Raw genomic sequence first — 23,435 nt, 5'->3', positions numbered from 1 at the left:
GCCCTGTACCGGTCGCGGCAGCGGCCCCGAGGAGCATGTGCCATGGAAACACCACCGGTGTCAGGAATCGGCCGGATCTCCACTCGGCCTTCGGGCCGGGAGACGCCGATGACCCAGCGCCGCGAACCGGCCATCGCCGCCGGTGAGTCGATCAAGCAGAATGTTCCGATCGGATTCCGTCAGGGCTGGGCCGACGACGGCGGGACGGGGGCTACGCCCTTCGGCCGACGACTCCGCAACCTGCGACTACGGAGCGGACTGTCTCAGAAGCAGCTGGCGCGCTCCAGCACCCTCAGCGTTCGAGCGATACGCGATCTGGAGAACGGGAGGGTACGGCAACCCAGGGCAGACTCCCTGCGCCTTCTCGCCGACGCCCTTGGTCTCAGCGCCCCCCAGATGAACCGGCTGGCGAACGACCATTCGCTCGGCTTCCTGGCGGGGGCCGCCGAGCCGGCCGTGAGCGGCCCGTTCATCGGCCGGGAGCAGGAGTTGGCGGCGCTGACGACGATGCTCGGCGCCGAGCACCACCGCCTGGTCACGATCACCGGGATCGAGGGCGTCGGCAAGACACGGCTCGCACTGGAGGTGGCGCACGCACTCGAGGCAGCCGAGCACTCGACGGTCTTCTGGCTGCCCCTCGACGACGACCGGCTCCGGAGCGGAAGGGCGCCGGTGGGGGCTCCGGAGCAGCCCACATGGTTGCGCGAGCTCGTGCACTCCGGGCCCGACAGCCGTCGGCGCCTCGTCGAGACCATCGGGGAGTCGAACAGCCTCCTCGTCCTGGACGGTGCCCGGCCGGAGGACGAGCTCGCGGGCATCACAGCCAATCTCGTGGCCGCATGCCCCCGGGTGCGGATTCTCGTCACGACGAGAAACCCTGTCGATATGCCCCTCGACACCCTCTTGCCCCTAGCACCGCTTGCGGTGCCGCGATGCGACACCGAGTCGGCGGACCTGGAGGAAGTGGCGTCGGTGGCGCTGTTACTCGCCCAGACGAAGCGCGTTCAGCCGGCCTTCCGTCCCGACCCTCATATTCTCGCGGACGTCGCCCGGATCTGCCGCGCACTCGACGGCCTTCCCGCTGCTCTCGAATCCGCCGCCCACTGGAGCTTGATCTACTCCCTGCGGCAGCTCGCCCATCAACTCACCACCGAGCCGCTCACCGTTGCGCGACGACCCCGCGGCGGCCATCAGCAGCCAGACGCCTACGCGTCGGTCCACCACACCATTGCCACACTGAGCAGCCGCCAACGTGACCTGCTGGCGACCATGTCTCACAAAGCGTCCCGCGAAATGGACGGTTTCTGGTCGGTACCGGAGGTGGCGGACAAGATGGGCCTGACGGCTGGGGAATGCGCCGACGACATCTACCACCTTCTTGTCCTCGGCCTCCTTCGCCGCGTCGACCACCACGACGTGGCGATGTTCAGGGTTCTCAACATCGTCAGCATCACCGGACAGAACGCAGCCGCACGATCCGGGCACCACCAGGAAGGATGAAACAGTGCGACTCTGCACTCTTCGCACCGGGACCGGCGAGGACGTCGGCGTGTCGGTGCCCGGCGGAATCGCCACACTGAGCCTCATCAACGCGACCGCAGGAACCCTCTACGGCCCCACCATGCTGGACATCATCCAGAAGGGCGAGGCCGTCGCGCTCGCGGCCACGGTCGCCTCCCTGCCCGACCCCGGCGTGCCGGCCGCGCAGGTCGAGCCGGAATTCGGGCCGCTCTACCGGTGTCCGCCGAAGCTGTGGGGTGTGGGCCTGAACTACGTGCGCCACGCCGACGACCTGGGGGTACGACAGCCGACCGACACCCCCGGCTCCTACCTGCGGCCGCCCTCCACGGTGATCGGGTACGGCGACGACATCCTGCTCCCCAGCCAGTCGCAGCGCGTCACTGCCGAAGCCGAGCTCGGCGTGGTCGTCGGAACCACCTGCCGCGATGTGTCACCTGAGGACGCGCCGTCCGTCATCTTCGGCTATACCACCGTCCTGGACATGACCGCCGAGGACGCGATCCGGGTCAACCCCCGCCACATTCCCTGGGCGAAGGCCTTCGACACCTTCTGCAGTCTCGGCCCCTGGGTGGTCACCCCCGACGAGATCCCCGACCTCTCCGCCGTGCGGATCTCCACCGTCGTCAACGGGACGACGATCGCGTCCAACCGGGTGTCCGCGATGATGTACGACCCCTATTGGCTGGTCGGCTACTTCTCCGGCGGCATGGTCCTCGAAGCCGGAACCGTGATCGCCACGGGAACCCCCGGCGGTTGCGTCATCCACGACGGGGACACTGTGGAAGCCCGTGTCGACGGCGTCGGCGACCTCCGCAACACCGTCAGGCTCGAGCCTGCCAAGCAATCCCGAGGTGAACGTGTCTGACCTGCCCTACCGCCATCCGTTCGCCAGGTGTGGCACAGGGCACGCTGGGTCGCCGTAGTTGGGCGGACGAGTTCGGTTCACGCCTCGCCTGCCCGGGCCGTCTGCAGGCCGAGCAACCGCAGTGCGTTCTGCTTCAGCAGGAGCGGTTTCACCTCGTCCTTGATCTCCAGCTTCTCCAGGTCGGCGAACCAGCGCTCCGGTGTGATGACCGGGAAATCCGACCCGAAGAGCACCTTGTGGCGCAGTGCTCCGTTGAGCTGCCTGACCAACTGCGGCGGGAAGTACTTCGGCGACCAGCCGGAGAGGTCGATGTGGACGTTGGCCTTGTGGGTGGCGATGGAGATCTGGGTGTCGACCCACGGCACGGCCGGGTGGGCCATCACGATGGTCAGGCCAGGGAACTCCGCGGCGATGTCGTCGAGCAGCAGCGGATCGGAGTATCGCAGTTTGATACCGCGTCCGCCGGGGAGGCCGGCGCCGATGCCGGTCTGCCCGGTGTGGAACAACGCGACGACGCCGAGTTCCTCCAGCGCGGCCCACAGCGGGCGGAACGCGGGATCGTCGGGCGCGAACGCCTGGAGTCCGGGGTGGAACTTGAAGCCGTGGACGCCGTAGTACTCCACGAGGCGGCGGGCCTGCCGGACGGCCGCCTCGCCACGGTGCGGGTCGACCGATCCGAAAGGAATGAGGACATCGCTGTGGGCGGCCGCCCGCTCGGCGATCTCCTCGCTGGACAGCGGCGGGTGGCCGAGACCGGTCCGCGCGTCGACGGTGAAGACGACCGCGGCCAAGCCGCGGGCGCGGTAGTGGGTCGCGAGGTCCTCGACGGTGGGAGTGCGGTGGTGGCCGCCGCGGAAGTACGCCGCCGAGGCGTCCATCAGTTCCTGGTCGAGAGAGAGGTGACCGTGGTGGTCGGCCTCGACGTGGGCGTGCATGTCGAGAGCGGTGATCGCCCCGGTGTCGATCCGGGGCGTGTAGACGGGCACGAGAGGTCCTTACATAGGAGGTGCTGGGTACGGGCTCGGCGGATCAGGGCAGGGCGGTGCGGAGGCGCTTCTGTTCCAGCAGGGCGACGAGCAGTTCGTCGCGCTGCGCGACCATGGCGGCCTGGTCGATGCCCGTCAGCTCGTCCTCGACGCCGGCGACGAGCTGGGCCGCGAGCTCATCGGTGAGCCGGACCGGCCGCAGATCGTCCATCCATGCCTGAGCCGGCGGACCCAGGTGCCGGAGCAGGTGGGCCATGCCGCCGGGGCCGCCGGACAGGTGCTGATTGACCAGCGGGCCGAGGAGCGCCCACCGCAGGCCGGGACCGTACGCGATGGCCGCGTCGATGTCGGTCACCGAGGCCGCTCCGCGCTCGACCAGGGAATACGCCTCCCGCCACAGTGCCGCCTGGAGCCTGTTGGTGACATGGCCGGGCAGCTCCTTGCGGACGTGGATCGGCCGTCTGCCCAGCTCCTGGTAGAAGTCCATCGCGCAGGCGACGGCCTGCCGGCTGGTCCGCCTGCCGGGGACGACCTCTACCAACGGGATCAGATGCACCGGGTGGAACGGATGCCCGACAAGGACCCGCTCCGGATGCTCGGAGCACATTTCCTGCAGCCGGGACGGCTCGAGACCCGAGGAACTGCTCGCGATCACCGTGTCGGCCGGGGTCGCGCGGTCGAGGGCGGCGAAGAGGTCCTGCTTGAGATCGATCCGTTCGGGGCCGTTCTCCTGCACGAACGACGCTTGAGCGACCGCTGCTTCGAGGTCGTCGGTGAACGTCAGCCGTTCCATCGAGGCGCCATCGGCGAGACCGAGCCGGGCCAGGGCAGGCCAGAGCGCCTCAAGTGCGCAGTGCAGTCGCTCCTCGGCGCCCGGAGCGGGATCGTGGGCAGTGACCTGGCAGCCATGGGCGAGGGCGAGGGCCGCCCAACCCGTGCCGATCACGCCGGTGCCGACGACCGCGACCGGTCCCCGGGGCGCGGTCACTCGGCGTCCCCCTTGTGGTCGCGGGCGAATTCCACGAATCCGTCCAGCGCGGAGTGGTCGATCAGGGCGCCCGGCGAGGCCACGTCGGCGGGTGCGGCGCCCCGGAGGATCTTCTTCACCGGCACTTCGAGCTTCTTCCCGGTGCGGCTGTAGGGCACCGCCGCCACCTCCACGATCCGGTCCGGGACGTGCCGGGGGGAGAGCGCAGCGCGTATCTTCCCGGTCAGTTCCGCCCGGAACGCGTCGTTCACTCTCAGGCCTGCGGCGGGGACGACGAAGAGGATCAGTTCGCCCATGCCGCCGTCCGGGTCCTCCAGGTGGATCACGACGCTGTCGGCGACCTCCGAAACGTCCTCCAGGACGCGATAGAACTCGGCGGTCCCCAGCCGCACGCCTCCCCGGTTCAGGGTGGCGTCGGAACGTCCGGTGATGACCACCGATCCGTCCGGGGAGAACCGGCACCAGTCGCCGAACCGGAAGACACCGGGGTAGGTGTCGAAGTAGGCCTCGCGCAGCCGGGACCCGTCCGTGTCGCCCCAGAAGCCGACGGGCATGGACGGCATCGGCGAGGTGATGACCAGTTCGCCGAGGTCGCCTATGATCGCCCGGCCGTCCGGATCAAGGGCCTTGATGTCTGTTCCGAGGCTCGCACCGGACATCTCCCCCACCCAGACCGGCTGCAGGGGCGAGGCCTGGACGAGGCCGGTGCAGACGTCCGTGCCGCCGCTGCCGACGTTGAGGAGGACCTGGTCGCCGAACTGCTCGGCGAACCACCGGAAGCCCTCGGGCGGGAAGGGACTTCCGGCGACGCCGAGTTGGCGGAGTCGGGAAAGGTCGAACTCCTCGGCGGGACGGACGCCCTCCCTGCGGCAGGCCATCAGATAGCCGGGGCTCACCCCCATCAAGGTGGCGCCCGTCTCGGCGACGAGCCGCCACTGGTAGCGCAGATCGGGGTGCAGCGGGTTGCCGTCGATCATGACCAGGCCGGAGCGGACGACGAGCGCGGAAACCAGGGTGTTCCACATCATCCAGGCGGTGGTGGTGAACCACAGCAGCCGGTCACCCGGTCCGAGGTCCCAGTGGAAGCGGTGGTTCTTGAGGTGCTCGAGCAGGATGCCGCCGTGGCCGTGCACGATCGCCTTGGGCCGCCCGGTCGTTCCCGACGAGAAGAGGACGCAGAGCGGGTGGTCGAAGGGGACGGGCTCGAAGGCGAGCGGCTCGTCGGTGCCGGCGGTCAGCGCGGCCCACGGTGTGATTCCGTCGAGGGAAAGCGGTCCGTACGGTACGTGGACGACGTGCTGGAGGGTCGGCAGGGCGGCCCGGATCTCGGCGACCTCGGCCCGTTTGTCGATCTGCTTGTCCCCGTAGGTGTAGCCGGCGACGGTGAGCAGAACCTTGGGCTCGATCTGGGCGAACCGGTCGACGACACTGCGCGCTCCGAACTCCGGGGCGCAGCTCGCCCAGATCGCGCCAAGGCTCGCGGTGGCCAGGAAGGCCACCAGCGCCTCGGGGCAATTGGGCAGATAGCCGGCCACCCGGTCGCCGCGTCCGACACCGAGGCGCCGCAGTCCGGCCCGCATCCGCCGTACCTGTTCGGCAAGTTCGGCGAAGGTGAGTTCCACCGGCTCGCGGGTCTGCGATACCGCGAGGACCGCGGTGGTGCCGGCGTCCTCAGCGGTGCCGAAGCAGTGCTCGGCGTAGTTGAGGGTGGCTCCGGGGAACCAACGGGCCCCCGGCATGGTCCGTTCCTCGAGGACTGCGTTGAAGGGAGTGTGGGCCTTCACCTCGAAGTACTGCCAGACGCTTTCCCAGAAGTCCTCCAGGCTGTCGACCGACCAGTGCTGGAGTTCGTCCCAGCCGGCCAGTTCCAGGCCCTTCTCCGCGCGCAGCCACCGCAGGTAGGGCTGTACACGGGCATCGCGGACCGCGTCCGGACGAGGTACGAGGAGGAGTTCGGGCGCTGCCGGTGTGGAGTGAGTCGTCATCGCTTCTCCTCCGTGGTTGCGGGCGAGCCGGCGGTGACCTTCACGGCCCGGCCGGCGAGGAAGTCGGCCATGCACTGCTTCGCCTCGACGCTGCTCTGGGCCACACCGGCCATGAGGGACTCCAGGAGCAGTCCGGTCTCCGGATCGGCGCTGGCGATCCTGGGCAGGGCGTGCAGGACGGCGTAGTTGGTCACCGGCGAGTTGGCCGCGATCCTCTCGGCGAGTTCGAGTGCGCGGGCGAGGCCCTGGCCCGGCTCGGTGAGGTAGTCGGCCAGTCCGATGGCGACACCCTCCTGTGCGGAGAGCACCCGGCCGGTGAGCATCATGTCGGCCATCCGCTGGGCGCCGATGAGCCGGGACACGCGGACCGAGGCGCCGCCGCCGACGAAGAGACCGCGCGTGCCCTCGGGAAGCGCGAAAAAGGCCGAGGACTCGGCGACCCGCAGGTGGGCAGCGGTGGCGAGTTCCAGACCGCCGCCGACGACCGCGCCCTTCAGTACGGCGACAACCGGTACCCGGCCGGACTCGATCCGGGCGAAGGCCTCGTGCCACATCCGGGAATGGTGGAGCCCGCCAACGGCGTCGCGCTCGCCGAGTTCGCCCAGATCGAGCCCGGCGGAGAAGTGGTCTCCATCGGCAGCAAGGACGATCACGTCGGCCCATTCGGGCGGATCGGCGAAGAGCCGGCCGATGGCCTGGACGGTGACGTCGTCGAGCGCGTTGCGCTTGGCTACGCGGCTGAGGGTGAGGACCGCGACGTCACCGTGCCGGTCGAGGCGGAGGGAGGCGTTGGGATCAAACTGGTGAGGACTCACGGCAGATCCGATCAACAGGAAACCTGACGATGGGACTCTGCGGCAATGACAGGAAACCTGTCAATGCTTGTGGGAGAATCCGCCTATGCCGATTCCCGCCCGTACGTCTCCGTCCCTGCTCTACGCCGTCAAGCGGCTCGAACTGGTGATTCGTGCCGAGCTCGACGAGATGCTGCGTGGTTCGGGCGTGACGACGCTTCAGTACACCGCCCTCACCGTCCTCGAGCACCGCGACGGCGTCACGGCCGCCCAGTTGGCCCGCGACTCGTTCGTGACACCGCAGTCGATGGCCGACATGCTGCGGCTCATGGAGGGACGCGGGCTGATCCGCAGGGCTCCCAACCCGCAGAACCGGCGCGAGGTACTGGTCCACCTCGCCGACGAGGGCAGGTCCTTCCTCGCGCGGTACGCCGGCCCTGCCACCGCTGTCGAGGAGCGGCTCATCTCCCCGCTGACCGGGGAGGACGCCGACACGGTGCGCCGCGCACTGAGTCAGATGTGGGCGGCCCTGCGCACCCCCGAAGCGGCCTCGGAAGAGGCTGGCCGAAGCCGGTGAACACGACACGGGCGTAGGGCCTGTCGTTCGGATCTTGCCGGGCTCGCGTGCCCTGACACCAGAGGTGCGTCCTTGCGCCCTCGGTCGGCGGGTCGCGCGTCACTCCTCGAGCACGGACTCGGGGTGCGCCCCCGAGGACCTGGACTTCGGAGGGTCCGCGCGCGTGGACCGGCCACCCGGACGGTTGATGCAATCCGGCCGCGCCTGGCGCGCAGCATCCTTGACCGCGAGTCCGGTCTCCATGATGCTGTTGTTGCGGTGAATGGAATGCGTGCCGTAATGAGCAACTCATGCTCCATGGATTCAGACCAGTCGAGGAGTGGCCATGGCTCACCAGGTCCGTGCCGTTGTCGCGCGGGGCAAGGGCGCCCCCGTCAGCCTGGAAACGATCACCGTGCCTGACCCTGGCCAGGGTGAAGCCCTGGTGAAGGTCGAGGCCTGCGGGGTCTGCCACACCGATCTGCACTATCGCGAGGGCGGCATCAACGACGACTTCCCCTTCCTGCTCGGCCACGAGGCGGCGGGCCGGGTCGAGGCGGTCGGCGAGGGGGTCACCGACATCGAGCCGGGCGACTTCGTCATCCTGAACTGGCGTGCGGTCTGCGGTCAGTGCCGGGCCTGTCTGCGGGGGCGGCCTTGGTACTGCTTCAACACCCACAACGCCAAGCAGAAAATGACCCTCGCCGATGGCAGCGAGCTGTCCCCGGCCCTGGGAATCGGTGCCTTCGCCGAGAAGACGCTCGTGGCGGCCGGGCAGTGCACGAAGGTCGACGAGAGGGCGTCGGCCGCGGTCGCGGGACTCCTGGGCTGTGGCGTGATGGCGGGCATTGGCGCCGCGATCAACACCGGCCAGGTCGGCCGTGGCGATTCTGTCGCCGTCATCGGCTGCGGTGGCGTCGGCGACGCGGCGATCGCCGGATCCCGGCTCGCCGGCGCGGCGAAGATCATCGCGGTGGACATCGACGCGCGGAAGCTGGCCACCGCGAAGAAACTCGGCGCCACCCACACCGTCAACTCCAAGGAGACCGATCCGGTGGAGGCGGTCCGCGAACTGACCGGCGGCTTCGGTGCGGACGTGGTCATCGAGGCCGTCGGCCGTCCGGAGACGTACCAACAGGCCTTCTACGCTCGTGACCTGGCCGGGACCGTCGTCCTCGTCGGCGTCCCCACTCCCGATATGAAGCTCGAACTGCCGCTTCTGGATGTCTTCGGACGAGGCGGAGTGCTCAAGTCCTCCTGGTACGGCGACTGCCTCCCCAGCCGCGACTTCCCGATGCTGATCGACCTCCACTTGCAGGGGCGACTGGATCTGGAGGCGTTCGTGACCGAGACCATCGCACTCGACGACGTAGAGAAGGCCTTCGAGCGGATGCATCGCGGTGACGTCCTGCGCTCGGTGGTGGTCCTGTGATGTCCGCCGGCATCATGCGACTCGTCACCTCCGGCACCTTCTCCCTGGACGGCGGCACCTGGGACGTCGACAACAACGTGTGGATCGTCGGCGACGACAGGGAGGCGGTCGTCATCGACGCGGCGCACGACGCGGACGCCATCGTGGATGCGCTCGCCGGCCGTACGCTTCGCGCGATCGTCTGCACGCACGCCCACAACGACCACATCGACGCCGCCCCGGCGCTCGCCGACCGAACCGGCGCTCCGATCCTGCTGCACCCGGACGACCTGCCGCTGTGGAAGCAGACCCACTCCGAGCGGCTGCCCGACGCCGCACTGGCGGACGGGCAGGTCCTGACCGTGGCGGGTGCCGATCTCACCGTGCTGCACACACCCGGCCATGCGCCCGGCGCGGTCTGTCTGTACGCACCGGCTCTGAACGCGCTGTTCAGCGGGGACACGCTCTTCGCCGGCGGGCCGGGGGCGACGGGTCGGTCGTACAGTCACTTCGGCACCATCATCGAGTCGATCCGCGACCGGCTGCTGACGATGCCCGGCGATACCGTCGTGCACACCGGCCACGGGGACACGACCACCATCGGCGCGGAGGCCCCGCATCTGCAGGAGTGGATCGACCGCGGGTTCTGACGCGGGTTCCGATCGCCTCGCGGCGGGCTCGGGTCAGCACTCGATGACGTTGACCGCGAGCCCTCCGCGCGAGGTCTCCTTGTACTTCACCTTCATGTCGGATCCGGTCGCGCGCATGGTCTTGATGACCTTGTCGAGCAGGACCACATGGGTGCCGTCGCGCGCAGCGCCATCCGAGCCGCATTCATCGCCTTGACCGAGGCGTTCGCGTTCCGCTCCGTCCAGGGGATCTGGACCAGGCCTGCGACCGGGTCGCAGGTCGGACCGGGATTGTGCTCCATCCCGATCTCGGCCGCGTTCTCGACCTGTTCCGGCGTGCCGCCGAGCGCCTCGGCAAGACCGGCTGCCGCCATGGAGCATGCCGACCCGACCTCGCCCTGACGGCCCACCTCCGCCCCGGAGACCGTGGCGTTCTCCTCGTTCGCGGCCAGGGCGTGGAGATCGACCCACTCCATCAGCGTGGTGACGAAGAGGCGGGCCGCTTTCATGGGCCCCACGGTGTGTGAGATCGACGGCCCGACACCGACTTTGAACAGGTCGAAGACGCTGATCGCCACGTCGTTACCTCCGAGCCCGGCGTTGTGTACTGCGCACAGCGTTGCGTGAAAAGCAACATGAAACAAGAGGGTGGAGTGTCTGGGGGACGCCTTGACAAGGGTTTGGGGGGACCTCAAACTGGCGTTGCGCTTACCGCAATCCGTTTCGCTATATGCACCGAGGTGTCATGATGATTCCCGCGTGCCGTCTCGCGGATCTGCCACGAGGCGAGGCCTGCCGGCTCGACATCGATCCGCCCGTGTCGGTGTTCCACACCGATGGGGGCGAGATCTTCGCCATCGACGACACGTGCACCCACCAGGATGCGTCGCTCGCTGACGGCTGGCTGGAGGGGTGCGAGGTCGAATGCCCGTTGCACGCCTCGAAGTTCGACCTCCGGACCGGGGCCGTCGATTCGCCGCCGGCCAAGCTCCCCGTCCGCACCCACCAGGTCCTTGTCGAGGACGGCATGATCTATGTCCTGCCGTCCACGGAGGCCCCGAACCTGCCGCCCTGCATTGCGGCGCGGCTCGCCGGAGGTCCCGCGTGAGAACCGTGGCCGTGGTGGGTGCCTCGCTCGCCGGACTTTCGGCCGCACGCTCACTGCGGAAACAGGGCTACGACGGACGGCTGGTCGTGATCGGCGACGAGCCGCACCGCCCCTACGACAGACCGCCGTTGTCCAAGGAGTTCCTCGCCGGCGAGATCGGTGAAGCGGATCTCGCGCTGGAGGCGGAGGGAGAGGACCTGCAGGCGGAGTGGCTGCTCGGCGTGCGGGCCGCAGGATTCGACCGCACTGATCGCGCAGTGCGGCTTGCCGACGGCCGGTCCGTGCGGGCCGACGGGGTCGTCATCGCCACGGGTGCGACCGCGCGCATGCTGCCGGGCGGCGACGGCCTCGCCGGCGTGCATACGCTGCGCACCCTGGACGACGCCCGCGCCCTGCGGGCCGACCTGGCCCGGGGCGGGTCTCTGGTGGTGATCGGCGGCGGGTTCATCGGCGCCGAGGTCGCCTCGACCGCGTACGGTCTGGGGCTCGATGTGACGGTCGTCGAGGCGGCGCCGACACCGCTGGCCGGACCGCTCGGCGAGGTCATGGGAGGCGTTGTCTCCACGCTCCATGCGGACCACGGCGTACGCCTGCTGTGCGGCGTGGGCGTCCTCGGGCTCTCCCCGGCCGAAGGCGGCCGGAGGGTGGGTGCCGTCCTGCTCGCGGACGGTCGGCGACTCCCGGCCGACACCGTCGTCGTCGGCGTCGGCGCCCGCCCGTGCGTCGAGTGGCTGGACGGGAGCGGCGTCGTGCTGGACGACGGCGTCAAGTGCGGTGCGGACGGCCGCACCAACGTGGCTGCGGTGGTCGCGGTCGGGGACTGCGCTTCCTGGTACGACCCCGTCGCCGGGGTCCACCGTCGCGTCGAGCACTGGACCGGCGCACGGGAACGGCCCGACGCGGCCGTGGCCGCACTGCTGTCCGGCGGTACGGCAACGCCGGGGGTGCCCAAGCCGCCGTACTTCTGGTCGGACCAGTACGGGGTACGGATCCAGTTCGCCGGGCATTCCGCCGGTGCCGACAGCGTGACGGTCGAGGAGGGGCTCCCCGACGACCGCAGCTTCCTCGCGGTCTACCGGCGGTCGGGGCATCCGGTCGCGGTCCTCGGTATGAATCAGCCCCGCCTGTTCACCCGCTGGCGCAAGCAGCTCGCTGCCACCGGGCCCTGACTCCACCGGTGCGGCGACCAGCGCTGCTGCCTACAACGCCATTCGTTGCGTATTGCACGACGCCGTTCGGGCCTATCCGTCCCCGGCGTGACGACCGAACGACGACGTTTCCCGCGAGGAGTGCACTGTGACCTCGACCAGCCTGCCGGACAGCCTGATCGCCACCCTCCCCGGCTCCTACTACACCGATCCCGGGATCTTCGCCCAGGAGCAGGAGCACATCTTCGAGACGATGTGGTTCTGCGCCGCGCGCTCCTCCGACCTGGCCGGGCCCGGCGCCTTCCGGACCGTCGACGTGGGCCGCGAGAGCATCCTCGTCACGCGGGCCAGGGACAACTCCGTCCGTGCCTTCTTCAACGTCTGCCGGCACCGTGGCGCCAAGCTCTGCACGGAGGCGACCGGAGAGGTCAAGCGTGCCTTCCAGTGCCCCTACCACGCATGGACGTACGACCTGACGGGCAAGCTCGTCGCCGCGCCCAACCTCACGAAGATGCCCGACGTCGGCCGTGTCGAGTACGGCCTGGCGAGTGTGGCCACGCGTGAGTGGCTCGGCTACGTCTGGGTCTGCCTGGCCCAGACGCCGCCCTCCTTCGAGGAACAGGTCGTCGGCGAAGTCGTCGCACGCCTCGGCGACGTGGAGTCGATCGACCACTACGACATGGGGAACCTCGAGGTCGGCAGGCGGATCGTCTACGACGTCAAGGCGAACTGGAAGCTCATCATCGAGAACTTCATGGAGTGCTACCACTGCGCCACGATCCACCCGGAACTCACCGAGGTCCTGCCCGAGTTCGCCGACGGCTACGCCGCGCAGTACTACGTCGGCCACGGCGCCGAATTCGGCGCGGAGATCAAGGGCTTCACCGTGGACGGCTCCGAAGGCCTGGACCGCATCCCCGGAGTCTCCGAGGACCAGGACCGCCGCTACTACGCGATCACCGTCAGGCCGCAGGTGTTCATCAATCTCGTCCCCGACCACGTGATCTTCCACCGGATGTACCCGGTCGCCGCCGACCGCACGATCGTCGAGTGCGACTGGCTCTACCTCAAGGGCGTGGTGGACAGTGGCAGGGACGTCAGCCGGTCCGTGGAGCTCTTCGACCGGGTCAACCGGCAGGACTTCGACGCCTGTGAGCGCTGTCAGCCCGCGATGAGCTCTCGCCTGTACGCCAAGGGCGGCGTGCTCGTACCCAGCGAGCACCACATCGGCGCGTTCCACGACTGGATACACGAGCGCCTCGGCACCCGGCAGTCCGAGTAGACCCCGGAGCGGGAGCAGCAGTGACGGCGCGCACGGCACCGTGCGAGGACCGGAGGCGACGCCGCGGGTACGGCAGACAGACGCGCGGGGACGATGCTGCCGGGAACGGCAGGGAGCAAGACCTGGGCCGCCGCCGGGGACCCCGCGGCGACCCACGCCCTGCGCATGGCGCGCGACCGGGTGGTCAGCCCAGGTACCCCATCCGGTGGCTGATCTCCTCCGCCCCGCCCAGCAGCAACGGGGCGACCTCGCGCATGCGCTCCTCGGTCAGCCGGTACGAAGGTCCGGAGGCACTGAGCGCCGCGATGACCTCGCCGTCCCGGTTACGGACGGGCGCGGCCAGGGCGTGCAGCCCGATCTCCAGCTCCTCCAGGGTCCAGGCGTACCCGCGTTCTCTGGCCTCGGCGAGGTTCTTCTCGAGCTTTGTCTTCGCGGTCAGCGTGTTCGGGGTCACCTTCTTCATGCCTGCCTGCGCCAGGAGATCGGCACGTTCCTTCGCGGGCATGTGGGCCAGCAGGATCTTGCCGCTGGAGGTGGCGTGCAGCGGGGTCAGCTGGCCGACCCAGTTGTGCGCCGCGACCGCCGCCGGGCCGCGAACCTGGAAGAGATTGATCGCGAAGTGCTCCTGCATGACCGCGATGTTGACCGTCTCGCCGATCTCCTCCGCGAGGCGCTCGCAGACCGGTCGGCCCTGCTGCGTGATGTCGATGCGGCCGGTGACCGCGCCGGCCAGGCGGACGATGCCGAAGCCGAGGCGGTATTTCCCGCGCTCGCCCGCCTGCTCCACCAGGCCGCGCGCCTCCAGCGCGCCGAGCAGGCGGAATGCGGTGGATTTGTGGACCTCGATCTCGGCCGCCACGTCGCTGACACCCGCTTCACCCTGCTGGGCAAGGATCTCCAGCACGCTGATGGCGCGGTCGACGGACTGGACCCCGCCGGGCTGCGTTCCTGTCGTTTCGTTATCTGTGCTGTAGTTGCTCACAGCGAAACTATACGCGCAGTAAACAACGACTGCCCTGAGGCTCACGACCTCAGAAGTTGCGTGGCTCGCAACCTGGTGCGTATAGCGGTACCCGTAATAGCATGCCACGCGTATCGAACCACGCGATCGAGACGAGGCAGCCATGGCTTCCCTTGAGTACGACTTCGTCATCGTCGGCGGCGGATCGGCCGGAAGCGCACTGGCGAACCGGCTCTCCGCCGATCCGGGCAACCGCGTGCTGGTGCTGGAGGCCGGCCGGCCCGACTATCCGTGGGACGTGTTCATCCACATGCCCGCGGCGCTGACCTTCCCCATCGGCAGCCGCTTCTACGACTGGAAGTACGAGTCCGAGCCCGAGCCCCACATGGGCGGCCGACGCGTCTACCACGCCCGCGGCAAGGTGCTCGGCGGTTCCAGCAGCATCAACGGCATGATCTTCCAGCGCGGCAACCCCATGGACTACGAGCGCTGGGCGGCCGACCAGGGGATGGAGACCTGGGACTACGCGCACTGCCTGCCGTACTTCCAGCGGATGGAGAACTGTCTGGCGGCCGGGCCCGACGACGAGTTCCGCGGCCACGACGGCCCCCTCGTCCTCGAACGCGGCCCCGCCTCCAGCCCGCTCTTCCCCGCCTTTCTCAAGGCCGTACAGGAGGCCGGGTACCCCCGCACCGACGACGTCAACGGCTACCGGCAGGAAGGGTTTGCGCCCTTTGACCGCAACGTCCACCGTGGACGCCGTCTGTCGGCTTCGAAGGCGTACCTCAAGCCCGTGAGGAAGCGGCCGAATCTTGACGTCAGGACCCGTGCCCTGGTCACCCGCGTGATCTTCGAGGGCAAGCGTGCCGTCGGTGTCGAGTACCAGCGCGGCAGGGGAAGGGTCCAGCAGGTGCGGGCCCGCGAGGTCATCCTCTGCGGCGGTGCGATCAACTCCCCGCAGCTGCTGCAGCTCTCCGGTGTCGGAAACGCCGAGGAGCTGCGCGCTCTCGGCATCGACGTCGTCCACCATCTGCCGGGCGTCGGCGAGAACCTGCAGGACCACCTGGAGGTGTACGTCCAGTACGCCTGCAAGCAGCCGGTCTCCATGCAGCCGTACATGAAGTGGTACCGCTATCCCTTCATCGGGCTGCAGTGGCTCTTCCGCAAGGGCCCGGCCGCGACCAATCACTTCGAGGCCGGCGGCTTCGCCCGCAGCAACGAGGACGTCGACTACCCCAACCTGATGTTCCACTTCCTGCCCATCGCGGTCCGCTACGACGGGTCCGCGCCTTCCGGCGGGCACGGCTACCAGGTGCACGTCGGACCTATGTACTCCGACGCGGTCGGCTCGGTGAAGATCAAGAGCAAGGACCCGCGCGAGCACCCGGCCCTGCGCTTCAACTACCTGTCCACAGAACAGGACCGGCGTGAGTGGATCGAGGCGCTCCGGGTGACTCGCAAGCTCCTGAACCAGCCCGCGCTCGCCCCGTACAACGACGGAGAGATCTCGCCCGGGCCATCCGTGGAGAGCGACGAGGAGATCCTCGCCTGGGTGGCGAAGGAGGGCGAGACCGCCCTGCATCCCTCCTGCACCTGCAAGATGGGCACCGACGAGATGGCCGTGGTCGACCCGGAGAGCATGCGGGTGCACGGCGTGGAGGGGCTTCGCGTCGTGGATGCCTCCGTGATGCCGTACGTGACCAACGGCAACATCTACGCACCCGTGATGATGATCGCGGAGAAGGCCGCCGACCTCATTCTCGGCAAGGAGCCGCTGCCGCCCTCCAAGGCCCAGTACTACCGGCTCCGCGACCCGCAGTGAGAACACTGCTGAAGAGCGTCCGCTACGAGGTCCTGCCGGCGAAGTCCACGCACGACAAGGTCCTCGCCCATGTGCCGCCGGACGTGGTGGTCACGGTCACCGCGTCCCCGGTCAAGGGCCTGGAGCCTACGCTCGATCTCGCGATTCGGCTGGCAGCGCACGGTTACCGAGTCGTACCGCATGTGCCGGCCCGGCTGCTGCGGGACGGAGCCCATGTGGCGGAGGTGGTGCACCGGCTGCGGGAGGCGGGGGTGGACGACGTCTTCGTACCGGCCGGTGACGCCGATCCGCCCGCCGGCCCTTACGAGGGTGCGCTGCCCGTGCTGCGGCGGCTCGGTGAACTGGGCAGCCCCTTCGCCAGGGTCGGTATCACCGGCTACCCGGAGAGTCATCCGCTCATCGACGACGACATCGCCGTTCAGGCGATGTGGGACAAACGGGCCCACGCCACGTACATCGTCAGCAATCTGTGCTTCGATCCGCGCCTGCTCGGGGAGTGGGTGACGCGGGTACGGCGGCGCGGTGTCACGCTGCCGATGCATGTCGGGGTGGCCGGGCCCGTCGAGCGGACGAAACTGCTGTCGATGGCGGCGAAGATCGGTGTGGGGGAGTCGACGCGCTTCCTGGCCCGGCACGCCTCCTGGTTCGTGCGCTTCGCCGCGCCGGGCGGCTACTCGCCGGAGCGGTTGCTGCGGCGCAGTGCGGCGGTGCTGACCGCGCCCGAGACGCTGGTGGCGGGCCTGCATCTCTTCACGTTCAACCAGATCGCCGAGACCGAGCGCTGGCGGCGCGGCATGCTGGAGCGCCTCGACGGTTGGTAGTTCCCGCAACCGGGCTCCCGACCCTGCGCCCCGATCCGCCGATGGGACTCCATGGAGCCCCGCCGACGGATCGAGGACACGTCCGAAGGACAGAACCACGTCCGCCGGCGACCGCGTACGGCTCAGCGGAAGACGATGGTCCGGTTCCCGTGCACCATGACGCGGCTCTCGCTGTGCCACTTCACCGCATGCGCCAGCACCTGTGCCTCCACGTCCCGCCCGACCGTGACCAGCGCGTCGGGGGTGAGTGCATGATCCACGCGGACCACGTCCTGCTCGATGATCTGGCCCTCGTCCAGGTCCGGCGTCACATAGTGCGCCGTGGCGCCGACGAGCTTCACGCCGCGCTCGTACGCCTGCTGGTAAGGGCGTGCGCCCTTGAAACTCGGGAGGAACGAGTGGTGGATGTTGATGGCGCGGCCCTCGAGTTGCTTGCACAGGTCGTCGGAGAGGATCTGCATGTAGCGGGCGAGCACCACCAGGTCGACGTCCAGCTCGCGCACCAGCTCCAGAAGGCGCGCCTCGGCGCCGGCCTTGGTGTCCCTGGTCACCGGGATGTGGTGGAAGGGGATGCCGTACGTCCCGGCCAGCTCCTCGAACTCCTCGTGGTTGGAGACGATGGCCGGGATGTCGATGTTGAGCGCGCCGGTGCGCCGGCGGAAGAGCAGGTCGTTCAGGCAGTGGCCGAACTTCGAGACCATGATGAGCGTACGGGTCGGGGTCCGGGCGTCCCGCAGGGTCCACGAGATCCGGTAGGCCTCGGCGACCGGGCCGAAACGGTCACGCAGATTCTTCACGTCGGTGTCCGGGTCGGACACCTCGAAGTGGACCCTCATGAAGAAGCGTCCCTGAAGCCGGTCGTCGAACTGCTGGCTCTCCAGGATGTTGCCGGAGCTCCTGACCAGGTAGCCGCTCACGGCGTGAACCAGCCCCGCCTGGTCCGGGCACGAGAGCGTGAGGATGTATTCACGGCCAGGTTGCGGTCGAGGGGGCATGAGCGGCCTCCGTTGATGCGTATTGCACAACACGGTGAGTGATACGCAACATGGTCGGGCCGGCGTGGCCCTTGGTCAAGGGAGGCGGTGCAACTGGCCCCCGGGGTGGAATCCGCCCGTCTCGCCCTCTTGACGCAGGTCACACGTTCGGGCCAAGGTGTTCCACCACAAGCAATGCGGTGCATGATGCGCAACGAACTTCGCTCGAAGGGCTCCGCTCGTGGCAGACCTGTATCTGGACGGAGAGTGGTGCGATCCGGTGGCCGGAGGCCACCGGGAGATCCGCTGCCCCGCGGACGGCACGCTTGCGGCGGTCGTCTCCGAAGGGACCCGGGCGGACAGCGAGGCCGCGATCGACGCCGCCCGCCGGGCGTTCGACACAGGACCCTGGCCGCGCACCCCCGAGCGGGAGCGCGGCGCGCTGCTGCTGCGTACCGCCGATCTGATCGAGCGCGACGCCAAGGAGTTCGCGCGCGCCGAATCTCTGGACACCGGCAAGCGGCTGGTGGAGAGCGAGTACGACATCGCCGATGTGGTCTCGTGTTTCCGCTACTACGGCGGGATCGCGGGCACCGGCGCGGGCCGGGTGGTCGACACCGGGCGCGACGACGCCGTCAGCCGCGTCACCTACGAGCCGGTCGGCGTATGCGGGTTGATCACCCCGTGGAACTACCCGCTGCTCCAGGCCTCGTGGAAGGTCGCTCCTGCTCTGCTGGCCGGAAACACGATCGTTCTGAAGCCGAGCGAACTCACCCCCTCCACCTCGATCCTCCTGATGCGGGCCCTTGAGGAGGCCGGTCTGCCGGCCGGGGCCGCCAACCTCGTACTGGGCTCCGGTCCCGAGGTGGGCGCACCGCTGTCCGAAGCTCCCGCCGTCGACATGATCTCCTTCACCGGGGGCCTGGACACCGGCCGGCTGATCATGGCCACAGCCGCCGCGACCGTGAAGAAGGTCGCTCTCGAACTGGGCGGCAAGAACCCCAACGTCGTCTTCGCCGACGCCGATTTCGAGACCGCGGTGGACTTCGCTCTCACCGCGGTCTTCCTGCACTCCGGGCAGGTGTGCTCGGCCGGGGCCCGTCTGATCGTCGAGGACTCCCTCCACGACGCCTTCGTCGACGAGGTCGTGCGCCGTGCCGGTCGCATCCGCCTGGGCGGCCCCTTCGACCCCGAGGCCGATACGGGACCGCTGGTCTCCGCACAGCACCGGGAGAAGGTCGAGGCGTACGTCGCGGCGGGCCTTGCCGAGGGCGCCGTACTGCGCTGCGGCGGCAGCCGCCCCGAGGACCCCGCGCTCCGCAACGGCTACTACTACCCGCCCACCGTGCTCGACGACTGCCGCCAGGACATGCGCGTGGTGCACGAGGAGTCCTTCGGCCCCGTGCTGACCGTCGAGCGCTTCAGCGGCGAGGACGACGCCGTACGCATCGCCAACGACACCGAGTACGGACTCGCCGGAGCCGTATGGACGCAGGACGCAGGCAAGGCACAGCGCGTCGCGCGGCGGCTGCGCCACGGCACCGTGTGGATCAACGACTACCACCCCTATGTGCCGCAGGCGGAATGGGGCGGCTTCGGGCACTCGGGCGTGGGCCGGGAACTGGGCCCGACCGGTCTGGACGAATACCGCGAGCCCAAGCACATCTGGCAGAACATCCAACCCCGGCCGCAGCACTGGTTCCGCGGCTGAATGCCGAAGAGAGGCCGACCGTGACCCCAACACAGACCGAACTGCCGCAGCCGCGCGGTATGTCCAAGGACCAGGACCGGCCCCCGGTCATCTCCGTGCGCGGGCTGTGGAAGGTGTTCGGGCCGAAGGCCGACCAGGTGCCGGAGTCCGAGGAGCTGTGCGGGCTCACGCGGCGCGAGCTCATGGACCGCACAGGGTGCACCGCCGCCGTACGGGATGTGAGCTTCGACGTGTCGCCCGGCGAGGTCTTCGTCGTCATGGGCCTGTCCGGCTCCGGCAAGTCCACGCTGGTGCGATGTCTCACCCGGCTGATCGAACCCACCGCGGGCGAGGTCAACTTCGAGGGCGAGGACATCCGCGGCGCGGACGCCGGACGGCTGCGCGAGCTGCGGCGCCACAAGTTCTCCATGGTCTTCCAGCACTTCGGTCTGCTGCCGCACCGCAGGGTCGTCGACAACGTCGCCTACGGCCTGGAGATCCGCGGCATGGGCAAGGCCGAGCGCAACCGGCGGGCCCAGGAGGTCGTCGAACTGGTGGGCCTCGCCGGGTACGAGAACTCCTACCCCGACCAGCTCTCCGGCGGCATGCAGCAGCGTGTCGGTCTCGCCCGCGCGCTCGCCGGCGATCCGGATGTGCTCTTCTTCGACGAGCCGTTCTCCGCGCTCGACCCGCTGATCCGCCGTGACATGCAGAACGAAGTCATCCGCCTGCACCACGAGGTCGGCAAGACCATGGTCTTCATCACCCACGATCTGTCCGAAGCGCTCAAGCTCGGCGACCGCATCCTCATCATGCGCGACGGCAAGACGGTCCAGTGCGGCACGGGTGACGAACTGGTCGGCGCGCCCGCCGACGACTACGTTCGCGAATTCGTCCGGGACGTGCCTCGCGCCGAAGTCCTGACCCTGCGCTGGATCATGCGCGAACCCGAGTCCGACGACGCCCTCGACGGCCCCGAGCTGGGCCCCGATGTCGTGGTGCGTGAGGCGACACGGGCGGTGCTCGCCGCCGACAAGCCGGTCAAGGTCGTCGAGGACGGGCGGTTGCTGGGCATCGTCGGCGACGAGGAGATCCTCGCGGTCGTCGCCGGACAGGAAGGCGGTGCGTGATGGCTGTTGCCGCCGGCGCGGCCGCCCCGGTCGCCGCCGCACGCCGAGTCCGCCGCCGCGTCGTGGTGGCCGCGATACTGATCGCCTGGCTGGTGCTGTTCTCCGTCCTGCGCGGGCGGCAGACCCTGGCCCTGGCGGCGGCCGATCTGACGGATCTGCACCGCTGGTTCAACTCGGTCAACGACACGATCGGGGCGAACCGCAACAGCAATCCGGTCTTCCTCTACTTCTTCAACGAGATCCGGCTGGTCATCGACAACCTCGTCACCTTCATCCAGTCGCTGATCTCGCAGCCGACGGGCGACCGCCCGGTTCCCGTCATCGGCTGGCTGGGCGTTGTCGCTCTCGCCGGCTACGTCTCCTGGGCCTTCGGGAACATCCGCGTCGCCGCCCTGGCCGTGGCCGGGTTCGTCTTCTTCGGGCTGCAGGGACTGTGGCAGGAAAGCATGGACACCCTGGCACTGACCCTGTCGGCGGTCCTGGTCTCCCTGCTCATCGGGATCCCGCTCGGGGTCTGGGCCGGGCTCTCCGACCGGGTGAACCGTGCCATCACGCCGTTCCTCGACTTCATGCAGACGATGCCGACCTTCGTCTATCTGGCCCCGCTGACGCTGTTCTTCCTCATCGGCCCGGCATCCGCCACGATCGCCACGCTCGTCTACGCGGCGCCTCCGGCGATTCGTATCACCGCGCACGCCATCCGTTCCGTGCCTGCCACCACCGTCGAGGCCGCCGAGTCGCTGGGGTCGACCAGGCGGCAGACGCTCACGAAGGTGCTGCTGCCCATGGCCAAGCGGACCGTCGTGATGGGCGTGAACCAGACCATCATGGCCGCGCTGTCCATGGTCACCATCGCCGCCCTGATCGACGCGCCCGGCCTGGGACAAACCGTCGTCAAGGCGCTCCAGACCCTCGACGTCGGCGTGGCCTTCAACGCCGGGCTCGCCATCGTGGTCATGGCCATCGTGCTGGACCGGGTGACGACCGCGGCGGGTGACCGCGTGGAGGCCGCGAGGAAGCGAGGAGCCGGCCGCTTCACGAAGTGGCGCCGGCCGCTGCTGATGGCGGGCGGTGCAGCGGCAGCGGTGTGCGTGTGGCTCTCCCACACCTATGTGTGGGCAGCCGAGTTCCCCGGCGACGCCGGAGTCGGCAGCGCGATCGCACGCACCGCGGACTCGGTCACCCAGTGGTCGCAGGACACCTTCGGCGGACTGACCAACGGAACCAGGGACCTGATCACCACCGTGCTGCTCAACCCCTTCGAGACGCTGCTCACCGAGTCGCCGTGGTGGCTGGTCGGCGTGGTCCTCGTCGCGGTCGGCGCGGTGCTCGGCGGGTGGCGCGCGGGTGCCACGGCAGCCGGCTGCGTGGCCCTGCTCGTGGCGACCGGAGTGTGGTCGGACAGCATGACGACGCTGGCCTCCACGGCGGTGGCGACCCTGATCGTCATGCTGCTCGGTGTTGTGGTCGGCGTCTGGATGGGCCGCAGTTCCCTGGCCGACCGGCTGATCAGACCGAGCCTCGACGCGGGCCAGACCATGCCGTCGTTCGTGTATCTGGTGCCGTTCCTGGCACTGTTCGGTGCCACTCGCTTCACGGCGATCATCGCCGCGGTCGTCTTCGCGGCCCCCGTGACGATCAAGATCATCGCGGACGGTGTGCGAGCGGTACCGGAGACCACGGTGGAGGCCGCCACGGCAGTCGGCTCCAGCACCTGGCAGATCATCACCAAGGTCCAGCTCCCCATGTCACGCAGCGCCCTGACGCTCGCCACCAACCAGGGCCTGATCTACGTCCTGTCCATGGTGGTGGTGGGCGGGCTGGTCGGTGCGGGCGCCCTGGGCTACGACGTCGTAGCCGGTTTCTCCCAGGGCGAGTTGTACGGCAAGGGCCTCGCGGCAGGCCTCGCCATCGTCCTGCTGGGGGTCATGTTCGACCGGATCACTCAAGCAGCGGCACGGCGCACGACGAGGCCCGCCGCCCGCTAGGGCCTGTCCGGTGGGTCAGCCCAGCAAGATCCACCGGCCAGGCCCCAGGCCGGCCCCAACCCGGCAGTCACTGGAAGAAGCACAGGAGGCAGCACATGATGCGGAACTTCATTACGCAGTCGCGGCCCGCGAGACGTCGGACCGTGGTGGCCGGTCTTGCGGCCCTGGGCCTGGCCGCCGTGACCGGTTGCAGCGGCGCCAAGGTGGGTGAGTCGGGGTCGGGTGCGTCGGGCGGCGCCTCCGGCAAGTGCGGAACGTTCAACCTCGCGGTCAACCCCTGGGTCGGCTACGAGGCCAATGCGGCGGTCATCGCGTACGTCGCCGAGAAGGACCTCAAGTGCAAGGTCACCAAGAAGGACCTGAAGGAAGAGGTCGCCTGGCAGGGCTTCGGCACCGGAGAGGTGGACGCCGTCGTCGAGAACTGGGGCCACGACGACCTGAAGAAGAAGTACGTCACCGACCAGAAGACTGCGGTGGTCGCCGGCCTGACCGGCAACAAGGGCGTCATCGGCTGGTTCGTGCCGCCGTGGCTGGCCAAGGAGCACCCGGACATCGCCGACTGGAAGAACCTCAACAAGTACGCCGCCAATTTCAAGACGTCGGAATCCGGGGACAAGGGCCAGTTCCTCGACGGTGATCCGTCGTTCGTCACGAACGACGCCGCACTGGTGAAGAATCTCAAACTTGACTACAAGGTCGTCTACGGCGGCAGCGAAGCGGCTCTGATCCAGGCGTTCCGCCAGGCCGAGGCCAAGAAGAGCTGGGTGATCGGGTAC

General features: G+C 68.9%; 20 protein-coding genes and 2 pseudogenes. 14 read left to right on the top strand and 8 right to left on the bottom strand.

What is annotated here, in order from left to right; all coding sequences use genetic code 11:
- Nucleotides 1–108 precede the first annotated feature (108 nt).
- Together ACWGI8_RS15380 and ACWGI8_RS15375 are read left to right on the top strand one after the other, a co-directional pair.
- On the top strand, nt 109–1,500 hold the full coding sequence (locus ACWGI8_RS15380) for a helix-turn-helix domain-containing protein (RefSeq protein WP_453661161.1): 1,392 nt from the start codon (nt 109–111) through the stop codon (nt 1,498–1,500).
- 4 nt (nt 1,501–1,504) lie between these two features.
- Nucleotides 1,505–2,386 carry a fumarylacetoacetate hydrolase family protein gene (locus ACWGI8_RS15375; RefSeq protein ID WP_453661160.1) on the top strand — a complete coding sequence of 294 codons (882 nt, stop codon included), beginning with the start codon at nt 1,505–1,507 and terminating at the stop codon, nt 2,384–2,386.
- 77 nt (nt 2,387–2,463) lie between these two features.
- On the opposite strand, the gene couO is transcribed toward ACWGI8_RS15375, so the two are convergent.
- The 4 genes from couO to ACWGI8_RS15355 form a co-directional block, all read right to left on the bottom strand.
- Complete coding sequence (gene couO / locus ACWGI8_RS15370; RefSeq protein WP_453661163.1) at nt 2,464–3,321, bottom strand: 4-hydroxyphenyl-beta-ketoacyl-CoA hydrolase; 858 nt, start codon at nt 3,319–3,321, stop codon at nt 2,464–2,466.
- Between the two features lie 94 nt (nt 3,322–3,415).
- Entirely contained in the window at nt 3,416–4,360 is a 945-nt protein-coding gene (locus ACWGI8_RS15365; protein ID WP_453661158.1) for a 3-hydroxyacyl-CoA dehydrogenase NAD-binding domain-containing protein, read from the bottom strand.
- Entirely contained in the window at nt 4,357–6,345 is a 1,989-nt protein-coding gene (locus tag ACWGI8_RS15360; protein WP_453661156.1) for an acetoacetate--CoA ligase, read from the bottom strand. Before ACWGI8_RS15360 ends, ACWGI8_RS15365 begins: the two co-directional genes overlap by 4 nt.
- Nucleotides 6,342–7,160, bottom strand: coding sequence for a crotonase/enoyl-CoA hydratase family protein (locus ACWGI8_RS15355; RefSeq protein WP_453661154.1), 819 nt, complete (start codon nt 7,158–7,160; stop codon nt 6,342–6,344). The genes ACWGI8_RS15360 and ACWGI8_RS15355 overlap by 4 nt, the downstream gene beginning before the upstream one ends.
- Before the next feature lie 85 nt (nt 7,161–7,245).
- Here ACWGI8_RS15355 and ACWGI8_RS15350 point away from each other — a divergent pair, with 85 nt between their 5' ends.
- From ACWGI8_RS15350 to ACWGI8_RS15340, 3 genes are all read left to right on the top strand, one after another.
- Nucleotides 7,246–7,716, top strand: coding sequence for a MarR family winged helix-turn-helix transcriptional regulator (locus tag ACWGI8_RS15350; RefSeq protein ID WP_453661152.1), 471 nt, complete (start codon nt 7,246–7,248; stop codon nt 7,714–7,716).
- Nucleotides 7,717–8,041: 325 nt separating this feature from the next.
- Complete coding sequence (locus ACWGI8_RS15345; protein ID WP_453661150.1) at nt 8,042–9,127, top strand: S-(hydroxymethyl)mycothiol dehydrogenase; 1,086 nt, start codon at nt 8,042–8,044, stop codon at nt 9,125–9,127.
- On the top strand, nt 9,127–9,756 hold the full coding sequence (locus ACWGI8_RS15340) for an MBL fold metallo-hydrolase (protein WP_453661148.1): 630 nt from the start codon (nt 9,127–9,129) through the stop codon (nt 9,754–9,756). Before ACWGI8_RS15345 ends, ACWGI8_RS15340 begins: the two co-directional genes overlap by 1 nt.
- A gap of 33 nt (nt 9,757–9,789) precedes the next feature.
- On the opposite strand, the pseudogene ACWGI8_RS15335 reads toward ACWGI8_RS15340, so the two are convergent.
- A pseudogene (locus ACWGI8_RS15335) lies at nt 9,790–10,175 on the bottom strand (L-serine ammonia-lyase, iron-sulfur-dependent, subunit alpha); the annotation flags it as partial.
- Nucleotides 10,176–10,199: 24 nt separating this feature from the next.
- A pseudogene (locus ACWGI8_RS15330) lies at nt 10,200–10,313 on the bottom strand (serine dehydratase beta chain); the annotation flags it as partial.
- 167 nt (nt 10,314–10,480) lie between these two features.
- On the opposite strand from ACWGI8_RS15330, the gene ACWGI8_RS15325 reads away from it, so the two are divergent.
- The 3 genes from ACWGI8_RS15325 to ACWGI8_RS15315 all read left to right on the top strand — a co-directional run bounded on the left by ACWGI8_RS15325 (nt 10,481) and on the right by ACWGI8_RS15315 (nt 13,273).
- Nucleotides 10,481–10,843 carry a bifunctional 3-phenylpropionate/cinnamic acid dioxygenase ferredoxin subunit gene (locus ACWGI8_RS15325; RefSeq protein WP_453661146.1) on the top strand — a complete coding sequence of 121 codons (363 nt, stop codon included), beginning with the start codon at nt 10,481–10,483 and terminating at the stop codon, nt 10,841–10,843.
- Nucleotides 10,840–12,012, top strand: coding sequence for an NAD(P)/FAD-dependent oxidoreductase (locus tag ACWGI8_RS15320; protein ID WP_453661144.1), 1,173 nt, complete (start codon nt 10,840–10,842; stop codon nt 12,010–12,012). The genes ACWGI8_RS15325 and ACWGI8_RS15320 overlap by 4 nt, the downstream gene beginning before the upstream one ends.
- Before the next feature lie 127 nt (nt 12,013–12,139).
- Nucleotides 12,140–13,273, top strand: a complete 1,134-nt coding sequence (locus ACWGI8_RS15315; protein ID WP_453661142.1) for an aromatic ring-hydroxylating oxygenase subunit alpha — start codon at nt 12,140–12,142, stop codon at nt 13,271–13,273.
- 184 nt (nt 13,274–13,457) lie between these two features.
- On the opposite strand, the gene ACWGI8_RS15310 is transcribed toward ACWGI8_RS15315, so the two are convergent.
- A complete protein-coding gene (locus ACWGI8_RS15310) occupies nt 13,458–14,255 on the bottom strand; it encodes an IclR family transcriptional regulator (protein WP_453661141.1) in 798 nt (265 codons plus the stop codon).
- A 142-nt stretch (nt 14,256–14,397) separates the two neighbouring features.
- Between ACWGI8_RS15310 and betA the strand changes: the two genes are divergently transcribed.
- Together betA and ACWGI8_RS15300 are read left to right on the top strand one after the other, a co-directional pair.
- A complete protein-coding gene (gene betA, locus ACWGI8_RS15305; protein ID WP_453661140.1) occupies nt 14,398–16,056 on the top strand; it encodes a choline dehydrogenase in 1,659 nt (552 codons plus the stop codon).
- Nucleotides 16,053–16,877: a 5,10-methylenetetrahydrofolate reductase gene (locus ACWGI8_RS15300; protein ID WP_453661139.1), complete on the top strand. Its 825-nt coding sequence runs from the start codon at nt 16,053–16,055 to the stop codon at nt 16,875–16,877. Before betA ends, ACWGI8_RS15300 begins: the two co-directional genes overlap by 4 nt.
- Nucleotides 16,878–16,999: 122 nt before the next feature.
- On the opposite strand, the gene purU is transcribed toward ACWGI8_RS15300, so the two are convergent.
- On the bottom strand, nt 17,000–17,872 hold the full coding sequence (purU, locus tag ACWGI8_RS15295) for a formyltetrahydrofolate deformylase (RefSeq protein ID WP_453661138.1): 873 nt from the start codon (nt 17,870–17,872) through the stop codon (nt 17,000–17,002).
- Nucleotides 17,873–18,092: 220 nt separating this feature from the next.
- On the opposite strand from purU, the gene ACWGI8_RS15290 reads away from it, so the two are divergent.
- The 4 genes from ACWGI8_RS15290 to ACWGI8_RS15275 all read left to right on the top strand — a co-directional run.
- A complete protein-coding gene (locus ACWGI8_RS15290) occupies nt 18,093–19,562 on the top strand; it encodes an aldehyde dehydrogenase family protein (RefSeq protein WP_453661136.1) in 1,470 nt (489 codons plus the stop codon).
- Nucleotides 19,563–19,582: 20 nt separating this feature from the next.
- Complete coding sequence (locus tag ACWGI8_RS15285; protein ID WP_453661134.1) at nt 19,583–20,671, top strand: quaternary amine ABC transporter ATP-binding protein; 1,089 nt, start codon at nt 19,583–19,585, stop codon at nt 20,669–20,671.
- Entirely contained in the window at nt 20,671–22,659 is a 1,989-nt protein-coding gene (locus tag ACWGI8_RS15280) for an ABC transporter permease subunit (protein ID WP_453661132.1), read from the top strand. Before ACWGI8_RS15285 ends, ACWGI8_RS15280 begins: the two co-directional genes overlap by 1 nt.
- 95 nt (nt 22,660–22,754) lie before the next feature.
- The coding region (locus ACWGI8_RS15275) for a glycine betaine ABC transporter substrate-binding protein (RefSeq protein WP_453661130.1) at nt 22,755–23,435 on the top strand (681 nt) is incomplete at its 3' end.

The organism is Streptomyces sp. NPDC054841 (assembly GCF_053611045.1).
The sequence above is the reverse complement of the archived record's forward strand: the minus strand, read 5'-3'. Positions and strand labels throughout refer to the sequence as shown.

Bases quoted from the DNA above. Each gene is read 5' to 3' on its own strand.
- ACWGI8_RS15380 (WP_453661161.1), top strand. From the start codon at position 109: ATGACCCAGCGCCGCGAACCGGCCATCGCCGCCGGTGAGTCGATCAAG.
- couO (WP_453661163.1), bottom strand. From the start codon at position 3,321: ATGCACGCCCACGTCGAGGCCGACCACCACGGTCACCTCTCTCTCGAC.
- ACWGI8_RS15360 (WP_453661156.1), bottom strand. From the start codon at position 6,345: ATGACGACTCACTCCACACCGGCAGCGCCCGAACTCCTCCTCGTACCT.
- ACWGI8_RS15350 (WP_453661152.1), top strand. From the start codon at position 7,246: ATGCCGATTCCCGCCCGTACGTCTCCGTCCCTGCTCTACGCCGTCAAG.
- ACWGI8_RS15345 (WP_453661150.1), top strand. From the start codon at position 8,042: ATGGCTCACCAGGTCCGTGCCGTTGTCGCGCGGGGCAAGGGCGCCCCC.
- ACWGI8_RS15340 (WP_453661148.1), top strand. From the start codon at position 9,127: ATGTCCGCCGGCATCATGCGACTCGTCACCTCCGGCACCTTCTCCCTG.
- ACWGI8_RS15325 (WP_453661146.1), top strand. From the start codon at position 10,481: ATGATGATTCCCGCGTGCCGTCTCGCGGATCTGCCACGAGGCGAGGCC.
- betA (WP_453661140.1), top strand. From the start codon at position 14,398: ATGGCTTCCCTTGAGTACGACTTCGTCATCGTCGGCGGCGGATCGGCC.
- purU (WP_453661138.1), bottom strand. From the start codon at position 17,872: ATGCCCCCTCGACCGCAACCTGGCCGTGAATACATCCTCACGCTCTCG.
- ACWGI8_RS15280 (WP_453661132.1), top strand. From the start codon at position 20,671: ATGGCTGTTGCCGCCGGCGCGGCCGCCCCGGTCGCCGCCGCACGCCGA.